Origin of the sequence: Undibacterium sp. Tian12W (assembly GCF_049339405.1) — a bacterium.
Lineage (GTDB): Bacteria > Pseudomonadota > Gammaproteobacteria > Burkholderiales > Burkholderiaceae_D > Undibacterium.
In genome coordinates this window covers 196,490-217,170 of sequence record NZ_JBMPPK010000008.1, presented here as the reverse complement: position 1 = coordinate 217,170, position 20,681 = coordinate 196,490, and the positions used below count along the sequence as shown (strand labels likewise).

Genomic DNA, 20,681 nt, shown 5'->3' with positions numbered 1-20,681 from the left:
TTCTTTCAATACTCTCAATATTGCTATCTAAAATGAGTTTATGTCATCAAGCCAGCTATTATGACATTAGTCGGGCAATGTCATTAAAAAAAGCTATTGCCATCATCGTCAATAACAAAAAAAATCCGGCACGCTGTCCCATTTCGACATAACGGTCCTGCAAAGGTTTCCCGGTCAAAACTTCCAGCGAATAATACAACAAATGCCCCCCATCCAAAACGGGTATTGGTAGTAAATTCATCACGCCAAGGCTAATGCTGATCACCGCAATGAAGCCAAGATAAACAACCATGCCTATTCTGGAAGTCTGACCAGCGTAATCGGCAATGGTCAAAGGGCCAGTAATATTCTTCAGGGAAACACTGCCAGTCAACATCTTTCCCATCATTTTGAGGCTGAAGATACTGGTATCCCAGGTCTTTTCCACTGATTTGGCAAATGCTTGCAACAAACCAGCCTGCACTACAGTCATCTCAGGGACCATGGGCTTATATGTTACTTTCATCAGCCCTACAGTCTGACCATTAACTTCCTGACTTACTGGTGTGACTTCAACTTCGAATTTATTGTTTTTTCTTTCAATCAATAGCTTCAACGGCTTGTCGGCACTGGCGTTGACGATTTGCCGGAAGTCTATTATATCAAGCAGGGGTTTGTGATCGATTTCAAGAATGCGGTCACCTGCCTGCAAACCGGCCCGCTGTGCCGGGCTGTCCGGCAAAAAACCATCGAGAATAACTTCAGTGCTACCCGCAAGATTCAAGCCAAGATGCTGCAAAATATCATTGTCAGCTTCCTTTGAACTCAGTTGCTGGAGAGAGATTTCTACAGAAATTGGGGTATTTCCACTAATTTCCCTGGTGCCAGCCCGCTGTACTTCGAGTACCGGATTACGCCTGTTAACACCAGCCTGCAGCATCTTCCAGCGAAACTCCGTCCAGCTTTGCACCTGCTCACCATTCACTGCTGTCACCAGATCACCGTAGCGCAAGCCCGCCTTGTATGCGACTGAAGAAGTCGAGCCTACGCGCACTTTGGCAACTGGCTCTGGCACACCATGCACAAACAAAGCGGTATAAAGGAAGATAGCCAATAAAAAATTGGCAATGGGGCCAGCAGCGACGATAGCAATGCGCTTCCAGACAGATTGCTGGCAAAATTCACGGGAAAGCTCATCTGGGGCTATTTTTTCCGCCCCCATCTCGCGGGCGTCCAGCATTTTGACGTAGCCACCTAACGGCAACAGGGAGATAGCCCATTCAGTCTGGTCTTTACCCAAGCGCCTGGAGTAGATAACCTTTCCCATTCCCAGGGAAAAACGCAGAACTTTAACGCCACACCAGCGGGCCACAATATAGTGTCCAAATTCATGGATGGTGACCAGTATGCCCAGGGTCACCAGAAAGGCCAATGCGTTTTGTAGCCAGGTCATAAGGAGATCATCGCCTCTGCAACCCGGCGTGCTTCAGCGTCGCAGGCGAGTATGCTTTCCAAGTCTGGTGCCTCACTCGCAGCAAGTTTGCTCAGCGTATGCTCTATGACCTGATTGATCATGCGGAAGCCTATTCTCTTGTCTAAAAACGCTTGGACAGCAACTTCATTACTTGCGTTCAATATGGTTGCAGCAGACTTTCCCTCTTTCAAGGCATCATAGGCGAGTTGCAAACATGGGAAACGCTGGAAGTCTGGTTTGATGAAATTCAGGCTGGCGACCTTCAACAGATCCAGCGGCGCAACTCCTGAGCCTATGCGTTCTGGATAGGCCATACCGTAAGCGATAGGGATACGCATGTCAGGGTTACCCATTTGCGCAATCACTGAACCATCCATATAAGACACCATGGAATGAATCACACTTTGTGGATGGATGACCACCTCAATCTGTTCTGCCGGCGTAGCAAACAGCCAGTGCGCCTCGATGACCTCAAGCCCCTTGTTCATCATCGTCGCTGAATCGACAGAGATTTTACGACCCATGACCCAGTTGGGGTGAGCCACGGCTTGTTCAGGCGTGACATCATCCAGGGTATTGACATCCCTGTTCAGGAAGGGGCCGCCAGAGGCAGTCAATAATATTTTGTGTATGCCATGCTGGCCGGGTTGGCGGTTATAGTTGCCGGGCAAGCATTGAAAAATAGCGTTGTGCTCGCTGTCAATAGGCAACAAAGCAGCACCACTGTCTTTAATGGCATCAATAAACAGCTGGCCAGACATGACCAATGCTTCTTTATTCGCCAGCAAGACTTTTTTACCAGCCTTTGCAGCAGCCAAAGACGCAGGCAAACCGGCAGCACCAACAATGGCTGCCATCACGCTATCACATTCACTGGCGCTGGCAACGGCACACAAGGCCTCTGGGCCAGACAATATCTGGATGTGAGGCAAATTTAATTCTTTTAACAGAATCGCCAGCTCATCAGCAGCCTGCGCAGTACCAACCACTGCAACCTGAGGTAAAAACTGCGCGCATTGCTCAGACAGTTTTTTTACCTGGGTATGTGCGGTCAAAGCAAAAACACCATAGCGCTCAGGATGACGTGCGACCACATCCAAAGTCGATACGCCTATGGAGCCGGTAGAACCTAATATGCAAAGCTGCTGTTTTTTCTGCATGTATTTTATTGCCACAAATCGACCAGAGCTGCCAGGGGAAGCACAGGTATCAATGCATCTATCCTGTCGAGTACACCACCATGCCCGGGCAAGAGATTGCTACTGTCTTTCATGCCGACGCGGCGTTTTAATGACGATTCAAACAAATCGCCTACTACGCTGGCCGCAGTAATCAAAGTCATGGCACCAACAAAGATGAGCCAGCCTTTTCTGGCAACTAATTGCGCAGTGAAAGTATTTTCCAAAGCAGGGATAAAGCTGGTCGCTGCCGCCAATAGCAATACGCAGATCCAGCCACCGATAGCACCTTCCCATGACTTGCCCGGAGAAATTGTGGGAGCGAGTTTGCGCTTGCCAAAAGTTTTACCAGAAAAATAGGCGCCAATGTCAGCAATCCAGACGATGGCCATGACAGAAAACAGATACATCGGTGAACGCTGGAAGAACACCGCAATCGCGATAAAGCAGGCAAAAATACTGATGCCATACAAAGTACTCAGCATGCCACTGGAAAAATTATGCGTTTCCGGCAAGCCCCTGGCTAGTGTGGGAACCAATCTTAAAGCCCAGAATGCTGTGCTCAGCGCAAACAACAAGGGGTGAGAAAAGTCTGTCAGGTGAAATAAACAATAAATCAGCAAGCCAACCCAAAGCGCTGCCATGATGATGGGGCCAGGCTTTTTAAACAAGCGCTGGCATTCCCACATGGCAGCAGCAAAAAACACCACCGCCAGCACAGAGAAAGCATAAAAATTGGCCGAATACAGCACTGGCAACAAAATGGCCAGCAGAACCAGAGCAGTCAGGACACGGGTTTTAAGCATTACTTGCTTTCTTGCTGGGCAGATTGTTCTGACACCTGGGCACTGGTGCGTCCAAAGCGACGTTCACGGTTTTGATATGATGATATGGACAAATCCAGAGCAGCCGCATCAAAATCAGGCCAGAATGTATCGGTGAAATACAACTCACTATAAGCCAGTTGCCAGAGCAGAAAATTGGAAATGCGTGTTTCACCGCCGGTACGGATAAACAAATCTGGCTCAGGTGCATAGGCCATCGACAAATACGCAGCAAGCTGGTCTTCTGTTATTTCCTGATCAGCCTGCCCTGCAGCTCCCCGCTCTTTTTGCAGGCGATTCATGGCCTGCATGATGTCCCAGCGGCCACCGTAATTGGCACAGACCGTTACAGTCAGCCCCTGATTATTGGCGGTTTTTTCCTCTGCAGCGGCTATCATTTTCTGCAATTGCGGGTCAAAACGAGTCAGGTCACCGACCACTTTCAAGCGTATATTATTGGCGTGCATTTTCGCCACTTCTTTTTCAAGAGCGGTCACAAACAAACGCATCAATAATGAAACTTCTTCGGCGGGGCGCCGCCAGTTTTCTGAACTAAAGGCAAAAAAGGTCAGGTAAGAAACACCGCGGCGGGCACAGGCTTCAACGATGCCCCTGACCGCCTCAACGCCCTTTACATGCCCGGCGACACGCGGCAAAAAACGCTTGGTTGCCCAGCGCCCGTTGCCGTCCATAATAATAGCGATATGTTGAGGAATTGCGCCAACTGCCGGAATTTCCTTGGTGGAACTTGTATGGGTCATGTAAATCCAGAATGTGTTGATACGCGGGCGACGACTATACTGTCAACACTTCTTTTTCTTTGTCAGCCAGCAGCTTATCGACTTCGGCAACAAACTTGTCCGTCAACTTCTGGATATCATCCTGCGCACGGCGCTCATCATCTTCAGAACATTCTTTCTCTTTCAGCAATTTCTTCAGAGACTCATTGGAGTCGCGGCGAATATTGCGGATAGCGATTTTGGCGCTTTCACCTTCAGTTTTAACCAGCTTGACCATTTCCTTACGGCGCTCTTCCGTCAGCGGTGGCGTTGGCACGCGTATCAGCTCGCCTTGCGAGGATGGATTCAAACCAAGATCAGCATCACGAATCGCTTTTTCAATTGCATTCAACATTTTCTTTTCCCAAGGCTGCACACCAATCGTGCGCGCATCGATCAAAGTCACATTGGCAACCTGAGTAATATGAGTAGGTGTACCGTAATAATCAACCTGGACATGATCCAGAATGCCGGTGTGGGCACGGCCAGTGCGTACTTTAGACAAATCAGCCTTCAAAGTCTCAATAGACTTTTGCATACGCTGGTCAGAACTTTTCTTGATATCTGCTACGCTCATCGCGCTCTCCTGTACATCTGGGCACGAGCGACGGCTGTGGCCGCGCTCCTTGCCGAATTAATATGAAACAATCCGAAGTGCAGGATTATACGTGCACTAAGGTGCCTTCGTCTCCCCCCAGAATGACATTCTTCAATGCACCCGGTTTAATAATGGAAAATACCTTGATCGGCAGTTTCTGATCACGGCAAAGCGCAAAGGCAGTCGCATCCATGACTTGCAGGTGACGGGCAATAGCCTCATCAAAAGAAATCGTTGTATAACGCGTTGCTGCAGGATCTTTTTTAGGGTCGGCTGTATAGACGCCATCAACCTTGGTTGCCTTCAAGACGATTTCAGCGCCGATTTCCGAACCACGCAAAGCAGCTGCAGTGTCGGTAGTAAAGAAAGGATTGCCTGTACCTGCAGCAAATACAATGACTTTACCTTCTTCCAGGTATTGCAAGGCTTTTGGGCGTACATAAGGCTCTACAACCTGGTCAATGGCGATAGCTGACATGACGCGGGAAGTCAGGCCGACCTGGCGCATGGCATCGGATAAAGCCAGGGCATTCATAACTGTCGCCAGCATACCCATGTAGTCTGCAGTTGCCCTGTCCATGCCTTGTGCACCAGGCGCAACACCACGGAAGATATTGCCGCCACCGATAACGATGGCCAACTCTACACCCATCCTTGATACTTCGGCCACATCGGCCACCATGCGCTCTATCGTCGCACGGTTAATGCCAAACGGATCATCGCCCATCAGGGCTTCGCCAGAGAGCTTCAAGAGCACACGCTTGTAAGCAGGTTTTGTCATGATAGGACTCCTTCTGGTAGTTTAAATAGTTTAAAAGAAATGCGTACTGGATGAAACAGCCTGGATAAGACTCTTCAATAACCATTTGATTTGTAAACTAGCCCGGTCAGGCAATATACAAAGCAAATGGAGCACCACTCCCTACCCGCTCATATTTACACCTGAATACATAAATTTGATGCTCAGACACAAATACTTACAATCGCTGGATTTAAAAAAACGGGCCTTTCGGCCCGTTTTTTTATTTCGCCAATTACGCTTGTTTTGCTGCAGCCACTTGCGCGGCCACTTCAGCGGCGAAGTCATCTTGCTTCTTCTCAATACCTTCACCAACAACAAACATGGTGAACGCTTTGACAGTTGTATTAACAGATTTCAACATCTGCTCAACTGTTTGCTTGTCATTCTTAACGAATGTTTGATTCAGCAAAGAAACTTCTTTCAGGAATTTCTGTACGGAACCTTCAACCATTTTTTCAGCGATATCTGCTGGCTTGCCAGATTCAGCTGCTTTCAGAGCTGCTACAGAGCGCTCTTTTTCGATCAGTTCAGCAGGCACCTGGTCAGAAGACAGGGATACTGGCTTCATCGCAGCGATATGCATCGCTACGTCTTTACCAACTTGCTCATCTGCGCCGTCAAATTCAACAACCACGCCGATACGTGTGCCATGCAGGTAAGAAACCAGTTTGGCAGTTGTGTCAAAGCGGACAAAGCGACGGAAAGACATGTTTTCGCCGATTTTACCAACCAGTGCTGCGCGCACTTCTTCAACTGTCTTGCCATCCAGTGGCAATGCACCCAAAGCTGCGATATCAGCAGGATTGTGTTCAGCGATCAGTTTTGCACAAGTATTTGCCAGCGCCAGGAAATCATCATTCTTGGTCACGAAGTCTGTTTCGCAGTTAACTTCGATCAGGGAACCAACATTGCCGGAGATGTAGGATGCGACAACGCCTTCTGCCGTAATACGGGAAGATGCTTTAGAAGCCTTGCTACCCAGTTTTACACGCAGAATTTCTTCCGCACGGTCCATATCGCCTTCTGCTTCTGTCAGCGCTTTTTTGCATTCCATCATTGGCGCATCTGTTTTTGCGCGCAGTGCACCTACCAAAGCTGCTGTAATCGCTGCCATGTCATTCTCCTAGTTCAAAGGTGTTTAAAAAACACCGATATCAAATTTTGTTTAAAAAAAAGGGCGAACGACTGTTGCCCCATTTTTTGTTTCAAGCCGCCACTGGCAGCTTGAAACCATGTGCCAGAACAGGCAATTAAGCTTGTTCTACTTCTACAAACTCATCAGAACCTGGTTTAACAGCTTCCAAAACTTCGTTTACTGCGTTTGCACGGCCTTCCAGGATGGAATCGGCAACACCGCGAGCATACAAAGCGATTGCTTTGGAGGAGTCATCATTACCTGGGATGATGTATGCAACACCTTCTGGGGAATGGTTAGTATCAACCACGCCGATAACCGGGATACCCAGTTTCGCTGCTTCAGTGATTGCACCTTTGTGGTAGCCAACATCGACCACGAAAATTGCATCAGGAACGCCGCCCATATCCTTGATACCACCGATGGATTTTTGCAGTTTGATCATTTCGCGCTGGAACATCAGGGCTTCTTTTTTGGACAGTTTCTCAACAGAACCGTCTTCGATGGAAGCTTCCATGTCTTTCAGGCGTTTGATGGATGTTTTGACTGTTTTGAAGTTAGTCAACATACCACCCAACCAGCGTTGATCAACGAAAGGCATGCCAGCACGTTGTGCTTCTGCTGCGATGATGTCACGGGATTGACGCTTGGTGCCAACCATCAACACTGTGCCGCGATTGGAAGACAATTGACGGATGTATTTCATCGCGTCCTGGTACATTGCCAGTGTTTTTTCCAGGTTAACGATATGAATCTTGTTGCGATGGCCGAAGATGTACGGTGCCATTTTTGGATTCCAAAAACGGGTTTGGTGACCAAAGTGCACACCAGCCTCAAGCATTTCACGCATTGTTACAGACATAATAACTCCAGGGTTAGGTCTTGAATCCAGCCAGTGATCTGAGCGAATTAATATTTACTATTAATTTAAACGCTGCAAGACACCCTTTTCGACCGGATTCGATTGATAAAATATTAATTAGCAAGTATCGCATTTCTATACATCTACAAGCTAACCATCTATTCTACTATGAAAATCGCATTCCCCTCAAGTGCTGTCTTCAGCCGCATGGTATAGCAAGCATGTCAGGCCGATACGGCAGCGCCCTTCATGGACTATAATTCCGGTTCTGCAACACTTTCGCAATTTTACTCAAACCAAGATTTTAGCGGACAAGCAAACCTGAGCCTGGCCAGACATACGTAGGGGCCACGCCATTTGCTTGTTACGCAAATCCTGGTCAACGACAAGAAAACGTATGGAAGCTATTACTATCAAAACGCCGGAAGATATCGCCGGCATGCGCATCGCTGGCAAACTGGCTTCGGAAGTTCTCGATTACATCACGCCTTTCGTTAAAATTGGCGTGACAACTGGTGAACTAGACCGTTTATGTCACGAATTCATGACTAATGTGCAAGGCACCATCCCTGCCCCGCTGAATTACTGCCCGCCAGGCTATACACCTTATCCCAAAGCCATTTGCACATCGGTCAACGATGTTATTTGCCACGGCATACCGGGCGACAAGGTTCTCAAGGATGGCGACTCCGTCAATCTTGATATTACCGTCATCAAAGATGGCTACCATGGCGATACCAGCCGCATGTTCCTGATTGGCGAACCCAAGATCATGGCCAAACGTCTCAGCGAAATCACCTATGAATGTATGTGGCTGGGTATAGACAAGATCAAACCAGGTGCACACCTAGGTGATATCGGACACGTCATACAGCAGCATGCCGAAAGAGCTGGCTACAGCATAGTGCGCGAGTTTTGCGGCCATGGCATAGGCAAGATATTCCATGAAGCACCGCAAGTCATGCATTACGGCAAACCTGGCACCATGGAAAAACTTTTGCCCGGCATGATTTTTACGGTAGAGCCCATGGTCAATGTCGGCCGCCGCGAAATCAAGGAAATGCCGGATGGCTGGACCATCAAGACCAAGGACCGCAGTTTGTCAGCGCAATGGGAGCATACGGTGCTGGTGACGGAAACCGGTTATGAAGTACTGACTTTGTCGGCAGGCTACCCGCCTATTCCAGACTTCATCAAACTCGCTTAAATCAAACTTAAATCAAACTTAAATCAAACCCGATTAAAATCCTGGCCACATGCAGACACCGGCACTCTCTTTCAAGGAAGAACTGAAATCAGCGCAACTGATCGTCATCAATGCGTTCAAGGAGAATCACAAGGCAGAACAACTGCTGCATGATTTGTGCCGCAACGTCGATCAGCAACTCAGTAAAATCTGGCGTCACTTTGAGTTTCCGAAAGAGGCGGCGCTGGTCGCCGTAGGTGGCTACGGACGTGGTGAGCTTTTTCCCTACTCTGACGTTGATGTGTTGATACTATTGCAGGAAAGGCCGGACGCCGCCTTGCGAGAGAAGCTGGAAAAACTGGTGCAGCTGTTCTGGGACATAGGTCTTGATATTGGTCACAGCATACGTACCATTGATGAATGCCTGCAGGAATCTGCAGCTGACATCACCGTGCAAACCAGCCTGCTGGAAGCACGCCTGGTTACGGGCAGCCGTAAATTGTTCAAGGAAATGCAGCAACGCTATACGGAAGCCCTGCATCCACAAAAGTTCTTCCAGGAAAAATTACTGGAACTACAACAGCGCCATGTCAAATACGAAGACACACCGTATAGTCTGGAGCCCAATTGCAAAGAGAGCCCGGGTGGACTCAGGGACTTGCAAGTCATACTCTGGGTGGCCAAGGCCGCCAATCTGGGTAACTCATGGCGCGAGCTGGCAGAGCGCGGCCTGATCACCGATGTCGAGGCTCGTCAGTTAAAGCGCAATGAGCGTGCCTTCAAGGATATACGGATCCGACTGCATATTTACGCAGGACGCCGTGAAGACCGTTTGATTTTCGACGTGCAGACAGCAATAGCAGAAACCTTTGGGTTCAAGACCACAGAGTCGAGGCGTGCCAGCGAGCACTTGATGCAGCGCTATTACTGGGCAGCCAAGGCAGTAACACAGCTAAATACGGTGCTACTGCAAAACATAGAAGCCGTATTGTTTCCGCAGCCCTCTGTGCCACGCCCGATCAATGAGCATTTCAATGAAGTAAATGGCTTCATCGACATCGCCAGGGACGATACCTTTGAAGCCAATCCATCGACCATACTGGAAGTATTTCTGGCAATGGCCAGGCATGGAGAGCTCAAGGGCATGACGGCCAGGACCTTGCGTGCACTATGGCATGCACGCCTGTTGATTGATGCTGAATTCCGCCACGATATCTTCAATCGCTCATTGTTCCTGCAAATCCTGCAGTCGCCACAAGGGATCACCCATGCCCTGCGGCGCATGAACCAAATGAGTATCCTGGGGCGTTATTTGCCTAATTTCCGCCGTATTATCGGTCAGATGCAGCACGATTTGTTTCATGCCTATACAGTAGATCAGCACATCCTGATGGTAGTGCGCAATTTGCGTCGCTTCACCATGCCTGAGCATGCACATGAATACCCGTTTTGCAGCCAGTTGATGGCAAATTTTAATCAGCCATGGGTTTTGTACATCGCAGCCTTGTTCCATGATATTGCCAAGGGCCGTGGTGGCGACCATTCCATTCTTGGCATGGCTGATGCAAAAAAATTCTGTTATGACCATGGGCTCAGCAAAGCCAATACCGAGCTGATTATCTTCCTGGTACAAAATCACCTGACCATGTCGCATGTGGCGCAAAAGCAGGACTTGTCTGATCCGGACGTGATACAAAATTTTGCCAACATCGTTAAGGATGAACGCCACCTGACAGCACTGTATTTGCTGACGGTATCCGATATACGTGGCACCAGCCCCAAGGTCTGGAATGCATGGAAAGGCAAGCTGCTGGAAGACCTGTACCGCATGGCTTTAAGGGTACTGGGCGGAGAGGCGCCGAGCAAGGACAGGGAATTAAAAAATCGTCAGGAAGATGCGTTGAAAGCCTTGCGCCTGTATGGCCTGGCACCTGACGCGCATGAAAAATTCTGGCATCAACTTGATGTTGCTTATTTCCTGCGCCATGATGCGTCTGATATCGCCTGGCAAACACGTGCTTTGCACGATCGCATCGATAGCCAGACACCTGTGGTGAAATGCCGCCTCTCACCTATCGGTGAAGGCTTGCAAATCACAGTCTATGTCAAAGACCAGCCCGACCTGTTTGCGCGCATTTGCAATTATTTTGACGGCAAGAATTTTGGCATTCTTGATGCAAAAATTCATACCAGCAAAAATGGCTATGCCCTTGATACTTTCCTGGTCATAGAACCGGCTTTTGCAAATAATTATCGTGACATCATTAATTTGATAGAACACGAACTGACAGAGATACTGACGCGTCAGACTCCGCTTTCTCCACCTAATCGTGGACGCCTGTCGCGCATGTCACGCACCTTCCCTATCGTGCCCACAGTCGATTTGAGGCCTGATGACCGTGGCCAGTATTATTTACTGTCGATCTCTGCGAATGACAGAAATGGCTTGTTATACGCAGTGGCAAATATACTGACCAAGTATAAAATCAATTTGCATACAGCAAAAATCATGACCCTGGGCGAAAGGGTAGAAGACGTTTTCATCGTCGATGGCCAGGCCTTGCAAGGTGCACGCAGCCAGATACAGTTTGAAACCGACTTGCTGGACGCACTCAGAATTTAAACGCTGACAACGCAATATTACAACCGAATAATCAACACCCTCGCCTGATCCGCAACTACTCTCAGGCAAGACTACTCTAAAAGCATCATGACTGAACTTGTAAGACTCTCCAAACGCATGTCCGAACTTGGCCTTTGCTCCCGCCGTGAGGCCGATGAATGGATAGCACGCGGCTGGGTCAGGGTTGATGGCAATGTCATCTCCGAACTGGGTAGCAAGGTATTGCCCCATCAAAAAGTGACTGTGGAGAGGCAGGCCGCTGCAGAGCAATCCAAACGCGTCACGGTCCTCATCAACAAGCCCGTTGGCTTCGTCAGTGGCCAGGCTGAAGATGGTTATACACCAGCAATCGCCCTGATCAAGCCAGAGAACCGCTGGGCGGAAGATGAAGTCGATACCCAGTTCCACCCTACCCAATTACGCAGCCTCGTGCCTGCTGGCCGCCTGGACATTGACTCGGTTGGTTTGCTGGTATTAACCCAGGATGGCCGCATCGCCAAGCACCTGATAGGTGAAACCACCGTGGTGGAAAAGGAATATCTGGTGCGCGTGCAATACAGTAAACCTGGTCGTCTGCCAGATGCAGATTTACGTCGTCTGAATCATGGTCTGTCACTGGATGGCAAGAAACTACTGCCTGCCAAAGTCACCTGGCAAAATGAAGATCAGTTGAATTTCATCCTGCGTGAAGGCAAGAAGCGCCAGATCAGGCGCATGTGCGACATGGTAGGATTGAAAGTGATAGGCCTGAAACGCGTTCGCATAGGCAAGATCAAGCTGGGTAAATTACCGGAGGGGCAATGGCGTTACCTCCGGGAAGATGAGCAATTTTAATTAGCACTCTATAGCACTCTTCAAAAAACAAAAGGGCAAGAATTTCAATTCCTGCCCTTTTGTTTTGGAATCAATGACTCAATCATCGTCGTTAGGATCAAGCTCTGGAAACAAAACTTCAGTAAAACCAAATTGTGTCAGATCGCGTATGCGCATGGGATACAAAATGCCATTCAGATGATCGCACTCATGTTGCACGACGCGGGCATGGAAGCCATCTACGTCACGTGAAATTCGTGTACCGAACTGATCATAGCCTTCATACCGCAGAGCACTCCAGCGCGGCACCAGGCCTCGCATGCCTGGCACAGACAAACAGCCTTCCCATGCATCATCAGTCTCTTCAGACAAAGGTGTCAGTACAGGATTGATGAGCACTGTCTCAGGCACAACAGGTGCATCAGGGTAACGTGGATTATTTTTGAAACCAAAAATCACCAGTTGTAAATTCACACCAATTTGCGGCGCTGCCAAACCAGCGCCATTGGCAGCAATCATGGTCTCGAACATATCCTCGATGAGCTCATGCAATTCTGGAGTATCAAACGCAGTGACTTGCTCGGCAACCCTTAACAGTCGTGGATCGCCCATTTTCAGGATAGGATGAATCATGGTGCACCAAATGTAATAAGAGTAAATGACTTAATGTAAATACGGCCAGTTTATAGCTGGCCGCAGAATTGCATTATTTATTCAGGGATTGCAGGAACTCGGTAAATTCTGCACTGGTTTCCTTGTGTTTCAAACCGAGAGCAACACTGGCTTTCAGATAGCCGAGCTTGGAGCCGCAGTCATAACGCGTCGCATTTGGGCGGAAGGCATAGACCGGGAAGTCTTTCAACATGGCAGCAATACCATCCGTCAATTGAATTTCACCACCGGAGCCCTTACCCAGGGTTTCCAGATAAGAGAAAATACGGCCAGACAAAATATAGCGACCAACCACCGCCAGAGTCGATGGGGCAACGTCAGGCATAGGCTTTTCTATTATGCCCTGCACTCTTTCGAGGCTCTCGGTATATGGTGTGCCACTGACAATACCATATTGACGGGTAAATTCACGGGGTACATTTTGTACTGCGATGATGCTGCCACCTTCGGCTTCGTACTGACGTGCCATCTGTGCCATGACAGATGGCTGACCTGCATCCGCGTCCATCAGATCATCTGCCAGCAAGACAGCAAAAGGATCATCGCCAATTACCGGACGGGCGCACAATACCGCATGGCCCAAACCCAGAGCTGCTGTCTGGCGGATATAAATGCAGTTGATGTTCTTGGGAATGACGTTCCTGACCAGATCCAGCAAGGCTTCTTTGCCTGCTGCTTCCAGTTCGCTTTCAAGCTCATAGGCTTTATCGAAATGATCTTCAATTGCACGCTTGTTGCGGCCAGTAATAAATACCATTTCTGTAATGCCTGCCTCAACTGCCTCTTCAACCGCATATTGAATCAGCGGCTTATCAACGATAGGCAACATCTCTTTAGGTTGTGCTTTCGTGGCAGGCAAGAATCGGCTACCCAGACCAGCTACGGGGAATACTGCTTTTGTAATTTTTCTCATTTCAGCTCCTGGAACAAAGTTGAAGCAATTCTGCTTCTGTCAATATAGTTAAACCCAATTCTTGCGCTTTTACCAGCTTGCTTCCCGCATCATCACCAGCAACCAGATAGCTGGTTTTTTTTGATACTGAACCTGAAACCTTGCCGCCCGCTTTTTCTATGATCTCTGTCGCCTGATCACGGCTTAGCGTAGGCAAGGTACCTGTCAATACCAGCGTCTTGCCAGCCAATACCTGCTCACCTTTTTCCTGGACTTCTATCTCCGGCCAATGTATGTCAGATGCCAGCAATTGCTCCACCAACTCCACATTAAGTGGATCAGAAAAGAAGCGGAGTATAGACTTGGCAACCACAGGGCCGACATCCGATACTTCCAGCAACTGCTCTTCCGTCGCTTTCATCAATGCATCCGTATTACCGAAATGCGCAGCCAGATCTTTTGCCGTAGATTCACCAACATGGCGTATACCCAGTGCATAGATAAAGCGCGGAAAACTGGTCAGTTTCGATGTTTCCAGCGCACTCAATACATTTTGCGCAGATTTCTCTGCCATGCGGTCCAGTTCAACCAGCGCGCGCAGACCAAGCTTATACAAATCTGCAGCAGTTGTAACGACATTCTTATCGACCAACTGATCAATGAGCTGCTCTCCTACACCATCAATATTCATTGCCTTACGTGAAGCAAAGTGCGACAGGCCACCCTTGCGTTGCGCAGTACATTTTATCCAGCCACCGCTGCAACGGGCAATCGCTTCATCTTCCGGCTTTTGTATGGGCGAGCCACAAATCGGGCATTCCACCGGCATGACAAACTGGCGCGAATCTGCCGGACGTTTTTCCAATATGCTGGCAACGACCTCAGGTATGACATCACCTGCGCGGCGTACAGAAACCGTGTCACCTATCCGTATATCCTTGCGCTGTATCTCTTCTTCATTGTGCAAGGTGGCGTTGGTTACAGTCACGCCACCAACAAAAACAGGGGCCAACCTGGCGACAGGTGTGATCGCCCCGGTTCTACCGACTTGCACTTCTATATCCAGTACAGAAGTTAAAGCTTCTTGCGCCGGGAATTTGTGAGCGATTGCAAAACGTGGCGCGCGTGATACAAAACCAAGCGACTGCTGGCTGGCAAAGTCATTGACTTTATAGACCACGCCATCAATCTCATAATCCAGGTTATCGCGCCTGGTTTGAATAGACTTGTAAAATTCCAGCAAACCAGATGCACCACTGACCAAGGCATTTTCTTCGCAGACAGGGATGCCTGCCTGTTTATACCAGTCCAGTAAAGCGCGATGAGAAGGAGGCATGCTCATGCCTTCCAGCAGGCCTATGCCATAGGCAAAAAAACGCAGGCTACGCTGAGCAGTAATTTTTGAATCAAGTTGACGCAGGCTGCCAGCAGCAGCATTACGCGGGTTGGCAAACTCTTTGGCACCCGCATCACGCTGGCGCTGATTGAGTTTTTCAAAATCGCGCTTGAACATCAATACTTCACCGCGCACATCCAGTATCTTTGGCGGATTGTCTACCCGCAAGCGCAAGGGGATGTTACGTATGGTGCGAATATTTTCGGTAACATCTTCGCCTGTGAAGCCATCGCCCCGCGTCGCTGCCTGCGTGAAAACGCCGTCGACATAGCGCAGATTAATGGCCAGGCCATCAAACTTCAAATCTATTGCATAGACAATTTCATTTTGAATATCCAGCCCTTCACGGGCGCGGCGGTCAAAATTGACGACATCATCATCTTCAAAGCCATTATTCAACGACAACATGGGCACAGCATGCTGCACCTGGCCAAATTCTGGCAACGGTGCCCCACCTACCCTGCTGGTGGGTGAATCGACGGTTTTTAATTCGGGATGGGTTTCTTCCAGCCGCTGAAGTTCTGAAAACAATCTGTCATATTCAGCATCGGGCACACTGGGATTATCCAGTACGTAATAGGCATGTGCATACCGGTTCAACTCTGTGCGCAAGTGTTTTGCTTGTGCCGCTAGTGTTGAAGTATCTGCCGCCTTGGCGGCAGCATCCAAAAGATCATTCTGCATGTCTGGAATAAATTAACTAAATAATCGCTGGGCACGCAAAGAACCAGCAGGAATCTGCGCCTCTGCCATTGCTGCATAAAATTCATGAACCTGGCCGGATATCTCATCGAGTGCCAATTTGGAAATGGGCTGATTGCCGTCATCCACGACTGTGCCACCCAGACGAGTCGCTAAAGAGCGTGCACAAGCTGCCATGGCACCAAAGCCATCGCGTGCAGGGGCAACACAAGGCACATCCAGCAACAGGGTCAGACGCGAAGTCATGGTCTCGCTGACGCTGACATTGGTCGATAAAGTGAACAGACTGCCACCATCGCCATCAGGCATCATCAAACGACCATCAGGACGCTGATCAAAGCCCATTTTCTCCAATGCTGCGAGCAAAGTATTCAAGGCCCATGGTGCACCGTTGGCAGCGATATTCACGCTCAGCTGTGCGTCATGCTCGGCGACGAATTGATGCAATTCGCGGGCGTTGACCATGACCTTGTTCATATCCGGGATATCCGGGTGTGCACTGAGATTGTCAGCAATCGCCCGCAGTTTCATGATGAATTCAGAATATTCCAATTCATTCAAAGGGCCATTGCGGCTGACCATTTGCACGCCTGCAAACAGGCAGGTGTAAGCCCCACCAACGGCAATCACATCGCGCTCACCGCTGTGGCTTTGGCCTATGAAATGCACGGGTTTTTTACCCACATATTTAAGGTCTGCAATTTCTGCCAGAATTTTTTCACCACGTACCGGTGTTTCAAACTCCAATGGAATCACGCAATCGATTAATTCATCAACTGGCAATTCCTTATCCTGTATTGCTACTGGGGCTTCCATTTCAGTGGCAGTATCTGCATGCATGGGCTCATGATGTTGCGGCACATCGTCAACAGGCTGCACATCGCCATCCAGGCTAGGCTCATGCCTGACTATGGATTCAGCGGGCGCATCAGGATTCATAAGGACATCATCATGTCCATCGCCAAATGCATTTTCAACAGTTTTCTTGGCTTTGTATTCTTGCCATTTATTAAAAATCAGGACGCCGACCACCAGCGTTCCACCTATCGCTAACAAACTAATTTGTAGATCTGTCATGCCGCTTGAACCTCAGTAGCAAAATTGACGGCAGATTCCATATCTACCGCCACGATTCGTGAAACCCCCTGTTCTTGCATGGTGACACCAATCAATTGTTGTGCCATTTCCATCGCAATCTTGTTATGGGAGATAAATAAAAATTGTGTGTTTGCCGACATGCGTTTCACCATATTACAGAAACGCTCGGTATTTGAGTCATCCAGCGGCGCATCAACCTCATCGAGCAAACAGAACGGCGCAGGATTCAACTGGAACATGGAGAATACTAGCGCAGTTGCTGTGAGGGCTTTTTCACCACCAGATAGTAAGTGAATGGTTGCATTCTTTTTGCCAGGAGGCTGCGCCATGACTTGCACGCCAGAATCCAGAATTTCATCGCCCGTCATGATCAGTTTCGCCTGACCACCGCCGAATAAAATCGGGAAAAGCTCAGCGAAATGGTGGTTCACCTTGTCAAAGGTATCTTGCAACAAATCGCGTGTTTCAATATCAATCTTGTGAATGGCATCCTGCAAAGTCGTGATTGCCTCAGTCAGATCAGCATGCTGTGCATCCAGGAAAGTCTTGCGCTCAGTTGCCTGCGCCAACTCATCAAGAGCGGCCATATTCACGGCACCCAAAGCAGCAATCGCATTGGTCAGGCGGGTAACTTCGCCCTGCAAATAAGACGGCTTGAGATCATCATGCAGTTTTTGCGCCAGGACTTCTTCATCGACTTCAAAATTGCGTAATTGTTCCGAGAATTGTTCCTGGCTCAGACGTGCAGCCTGTTCTTTCAATTGCAATTCAACGATACGGTCACGTTGTGGTTGCAGGCTACGCTCCACCTGCATTTTGGATTCTTCGTGATGACGCAGCTGCTGCGTCAGTTGATCCAGCTCATGACGGGCATTTGCCAGCGCCACTTCCTGTGAGCTGCGTCTGTCCAGCAAATCTTGCAAACCAGCTTGTGCAGTCTGGTCGTCCATGGATTCCAGCTCAAGCTGCCCCTGCTGCATGCTGGCAAATAGCTGTGCGGATTGTTCCAGCGCGGTCGCGATACTGCGGCGCAATTCTTCCATCTTGCTGCGGTGGGATTTTTCTGCAAAAGCAGCTTCTTGCGCAGCAAGTTCCAGATCGCGCAGACGCTGTCTGGCTTCATTCAATTGCTGCTCTTTTTCCAGATAAGCGGTCTGGCCTTCTTCATGGGTTTCCTGCAGCTCCGCCAGGTCCATGTCCAGTTGCTCAAATTTTTGCTCGGACTCGGCACGGATTTGCTGCTGTTCACCCTCTTGCGCAGCGATTTCTGCCAGATCACTGCCTATCTGGGTGCTGCGCTGATTAAAGCGTTCCTGCACTTCAGACAATTTCATGAATTCGATTTGCAGACTATGGGTAGTCTGTGTAAGGCTACCCACACGCTGGCGCAAGTCTTGCAATTGCTGCGTAGCTTGGGTGTAAGCAGATTCCGAACGTACGGCACGGGTTTTGGACTCGTCCGCCAGCATGTGCTTGGCGCGGCATTGCTTGGTGATGTTTTCTATCTCTTGTTGACGTCCCAACACGCCATCTTGCTCAGAATCCGCGGCATAAAAACGCACACTGGAGCGGGCAATGACATGGCCCTGTTTGGTGATAAAACAGGCACCGGCTGGTAACTTAACCCTGTCCATGAAGGCGGATGTAATATCGTCAGCGATGTACACCTGATGTAACCAGTCTTGCATCAAACCACGCAAGCCTGCATCATTGAGTTGCAACAAATCGATGAAAGGCTTGAAGCCAGCCAGAGGAGTAACTGTTTCTGCCACGATAGTCGGTGCACAGACAGCCAGCTTGGCAGGTGGCGCATCACCAAAAAAGGCCTTTGCCCAGTCCAGGTTCGACATTTCCAGCGCTGCGGTACGTTCGCGCAAGATGGATTCCAGAGCAGTTTCCCAGCCAGCTTCGATATGCAGTTTTTGCCAGATTTTTGGCAAACCACTCAATTCGTGCTTTTCCAGCCATGGCTGCACCTTGCCCTGACTCTGTACTTTTTCCTGTAATTGCTTCAGGGCTAGCAGGCGAGCTTCCAGTTGCGCATATTCAGCACTGTCCTGGTTCACTTGCTGTTGTGCCTGTTTGCGCTCATCTTCCAGCAAAGGTAAGCGCTCTTGCGCTTCTTCCAGCTGCATGGTGAGCTCTTCCAGCACCTGCTTTTTTTCTTCCAGTTGCATCGACAAATTGTCCAGATGCGTCGTATCCGGCAATACCAGGCCCTGTTTTTCCTGCATCAGGCGCTCGCGTCGGGTTGCCAGGGTGTTCAGGATATTTGACGCATTACGCTGATGCGCAGATTCCAGCTCTATCTGCTGCTGCATCTGCATGATTTTGGCGCGTGATTCTGTCGTCTTCAGTTGCGACTCACGCCATATTTGCTCCATCGCGGGCAGCTTGTCTTGCTGTTGCTGGCTGACTTCCAGTGCCTGCTCGGCGCGCATGGCCAGCTCCTCAACATGGATTTCGCCTTCAGACAAATCATCCTGGAATTGCCGACTCTGGTTTTGCCATTGATCGCGCTGCGCAGTCAGTGACTGCAATTGTGATTGCAAACGGCTGCGAGATTCGATGACGAATTTGATTTGCGCTTCCAGGCTGCCAATCTCGGCATTGGTCTGGTACAAATGACCTTGCGCCTGATGCATGCGGTCGCCGACGGCATAGTGGGCCTGGCGCATTTGTTCCAGCTCCAGCTCGACATGGCGCAGCTTGGCTGTTTGTTCTTCGAGGTCGGTTTGGGTCTTTTCTATCTCGGCGAAATGCTTTTTTTGTTCGTTTTCTGCTTCTTTTTTACGCAGCAACCACAACAATTTTTGCTTTTCTTCCTGATCAGTCTGCAATTCGCGGAATTTATTGGCAACAACAGCTTGTGCACCTAACCTGTCCAGGTTGTTATTCAATTCGCGCAAGATGTCTTCCACACGCACCAGGTTTTCATGGGTGTCGTGGATACGGTTCTCTGTCTCGCGGCGGCGCTCTTTATAGCGGGAAACACCGGCAGCCTCTTCAAGGAAAATCCTTAACTCTTCCGGGCGTGCTTCGATGATGCGCGAAATCATGCCCTGACCGATGATCGCATAAGCGCGCGGCCCCAGACCAGTACCAAGGAAAATATCCTGAATATCGCGGCGGCGCACTGGCTGACCGTTGATGTAGTAAGTAGACGTGCCATCACGCGTCAAGGTACGTTTGACGGCAATTTCACCGTATTGGCTCCATTGGCCTGCGGCTTTGCCCATGCTGTTATCAAAAACCAGCTCGACGGATGAACGGCCAGCGGGTTTGCGGTGGGTAGAACCGTTAAAGATAACGTCCTGCATGGATTCGCCGCGCAACTCGGAAGCCTTGGATTCACCCAAAACCCAGCGCACAGCATCAATAATATTGGATTTACCGCAACCATTAGGGCCGACAACACCAACCAGTTGGCCAGGAACCTGAAAATGGGTGGGATCTACAAAAGATTTAAATCCCGCTAATTTAATAGAAGTTAATCGCACTTTATATAATTTTATTATCTTTTGCAGTCAAATCTACCGCGTATCGTATATATGCCAAGGCCATCAATGCCAGCCGCGTTCCTGTATCGCTGCATCATACCATCGTAAGAGCAAAATTTTCAGTTTTCAAACTTATGACACAATTTACATATTAATCAGTATTTCACG

At 49.2% G+C, this 20,681-nt stretch carries 16 protein-coding genes; 3 read left to right on the top strand and 13 right to left on the bottom strand.

Going from position 1 to position 20,681, the window contains the following annotated elements; all coding sequences use genetic code 11:
* Positions 1-58 precede the first annotated feature (58 nt).
* The 8 genes from rseP to rpsB form a co-directional block, all read right to left on the bottom strand.
* Entirely contained in the window at positions 59-1,432 is a 1,374-nt protein-coding gene (rseP, locus tag ACO0LI_RS12255; protein ID WP_423032774.1) for an RIP metalloprotease RseP, read from the bottom strand.
* Positions 1,429-2,613 carry a 1-deoxy-D-xylulose-5-phosphate reductoisomerase gene (gene ispC / locus ACO0LI_RS12250; protein ID WP_423032773.1) on the bottom strand — a complete coding sequence of 395 codons (1,185 nt, stop codon included), beginning with the start codon at positions 2,611-2,613 and terminating at the stop codon, positions 1,429-1,431. Before ispC ends, rseP begins: the two co-directional genes overlap by 4 nt.
* 5 nt (positions 2,614-2,618) lie before the next feature.
* Entirely contained in the window at positions 2,619-3,437 is an 819-nt protein-coding gene (locus ACO0LI_RS12245) for a phosphatidate cytidylyltransferase (protein WP_423032772.1), read from the bottom strand.
* The gene (locus tag ACO0LI_RS12240; protein WP_423032771.1) at positions 3,437-4,216 is read right to left on the bottom strand and encodes an isoprenyl transferase; all 780 of its coding nucleotides are present in this window, start codon (positions 4,214-4,216) and stop codon (positions 3,437-3,439) included. Before ACO0LI_RS12240 ends, ACO0LI_RS12245 begins: the two co-directional genes overlap by 1 nt.
* A gap of 34 nt (positions 4,217-4,250) precedes the next feature.
* Entirely contained in the window at positions 4,251-4,811 is a 561-nt protein-coding gene (gene frr, locus ACO0LI_RS12235; protein WP_110253515.1) for a ribosome recycling factor, read from the bottom strand.
* An 85-nt stretch (positions 4,812-4,896) separates the two neighbouring features.
* Positions 4,897-5,613 carry a UMP kinase gene (pyrH, locus tag ACO0LI_RS12230; protein WP_422949875.1) on the bottom strand — a complete coding sequence of 239 codons (717 nt, stop codon included), beginning with the start codon at positions 5,611-5,613 and terminating at the stop codon, positions 4,897-4,899.
* A gap of 253 nt (positions 5,614-5,866) precedes the next feature.
* On the bottom strand, positions 5,867-6,748 hold the full coding sequence (tsf, locus tag ACO0LI_RS12225; RefSeq protein WP_422949874.1) for a translation elongation factor Ts: 882 nt from the start codon (positions 6,746-6,748) through the stop codon (positions 5,867-5,869).
* Positions 6,749-6,884: 136 nt separating this feature from the next.
* Positions 6,885-7,631, bottom strand: a complete 747-nt coding sequence (gene rpsB / locus ACO0LI_RS12220; protein WP_110253518.1) for a 30S ribosomal protein S2 — start codon at positions 7,629-7,631, stop codon at positions 6,885-6,887.
* Between the two features lie 397 nt (positions 7,632-8,028).
* Here rpsB and map point away from each other — a divergent pair, with 397 nt between their 5' ends.
* From map to ACO0LI_RS12205, 3 genes are all read left to right on the top strand, one after another.
* Positions 8,029-8,838: a type I methionyl aminopeptidase gene (map, locus tag ACO0LI_RS12215; protein ID WP_422949873.1), complete on the top strand. Its 810-nt coding sequence runs from the start codon at positions 8,029-8,031 to the stop codon at positions 8,836-8,838.
* 49 nt (positions 8,839-8,887) lie between these two features.
* Complete coding sequence (locus ACO0LI_RS12210; RefSeq protein ID WP_422949872.1) at positions 8,888-11,440, top strand: [protein-PII] uridylyltransferase; 2,553 nt, start codon at positions 8,888-8,890, stop codon at positions 11,438-11,440.
* An 87-nt stretch (positions 11,441-11,527) separates the two neighbouring features.
* Entirely contained in the window at positions 11,528-12,274 is a 747-nt protein-coding gene (locus tag ACO0LI_RS12205) for a pseudouridine synthase (RefSeq protein WP_423032770.1), read from the top strand.
* Positions 12,275-12,352: 78 nt separating this feature from the next.
* Here ACO0LI_RS12205 and def read toward each other — a convergent pair whose 3' ends face one another.
* The 5 genes from def to smc form a co-directional block, all read right to left on the bottom strand.
* Positions 12,353-12,886 carry a peptide deformylase gene (gene def / locus ACO0LI_RS12200; protein ID WP_423032769.1) on the bottom strand — a complete coding sequence of 178 codons (534 nt, stop codon included), beginning with the start codon at positions 12,884-12,886 and terminating at the stop codon, positions 12,353-12,355.
* Between the two features lie 73 nt (positions 12,887-12,959).
* Positions 12,960-13,838 carry a UTP--glucose-1-phosphate uridylyltransferase GalU gene (gene galU, locus ACO0LI_RS12195; RefSeq protein WP_422949869.1) on the bottom strand — a complete coding sequence of 293 codons (879 nt, stop codon included), beginning with the start codon at positions 13,836-13,838 and terminating at the stop codon, positions 12,960-12,962.
* Between the two features lies 1 nt (position 13,839).
* The gene (ligA, locus tag ACO0LI_RS12190; protein ID WP_423032768.1) at positions 13,840-15,897 is read right to left on the bottom strand and encodes an NAD-dependent DNA ligase LigA; all 2,058 of its coding nucleotides are present in this window, start codon (positions 15,895-15,897) and stop codon (positions 13,840-13,842) included.
* A 12-nt stretch (positions 15,898-15,909) separates the two neighbouring features.
* The gene (locus ACO0LI_RS12185; RefSeq protein ID WP_422949867.1) at positions 15,910-16,992 is read right to left on the bottom strand and encodes a cell division protein ZipA C-terminal FtsZ-binding domain-containing protein; all 1,083 of its coding nucleotides are present in this window, start codon (positions 16,990-16,992) and stop codon (positions 15,910-15,912) included.
* A complete protein-coding gene (gene smc / locus ACO0LI_RS12180; RefSeq protein WP_422949866.1) occupies positions 16,989-20,513 on the bottom strand; it encodes a chromosome segregation protein SMC in 3,525 nt (1,174 codons plus the stop codon). Before smc ends, ACO0LI_RS12185 begins: the two co-directional genes overlap by 4 nt.
* Positions 20,514-20,681 lie beyond the last annotated feature (168 nt).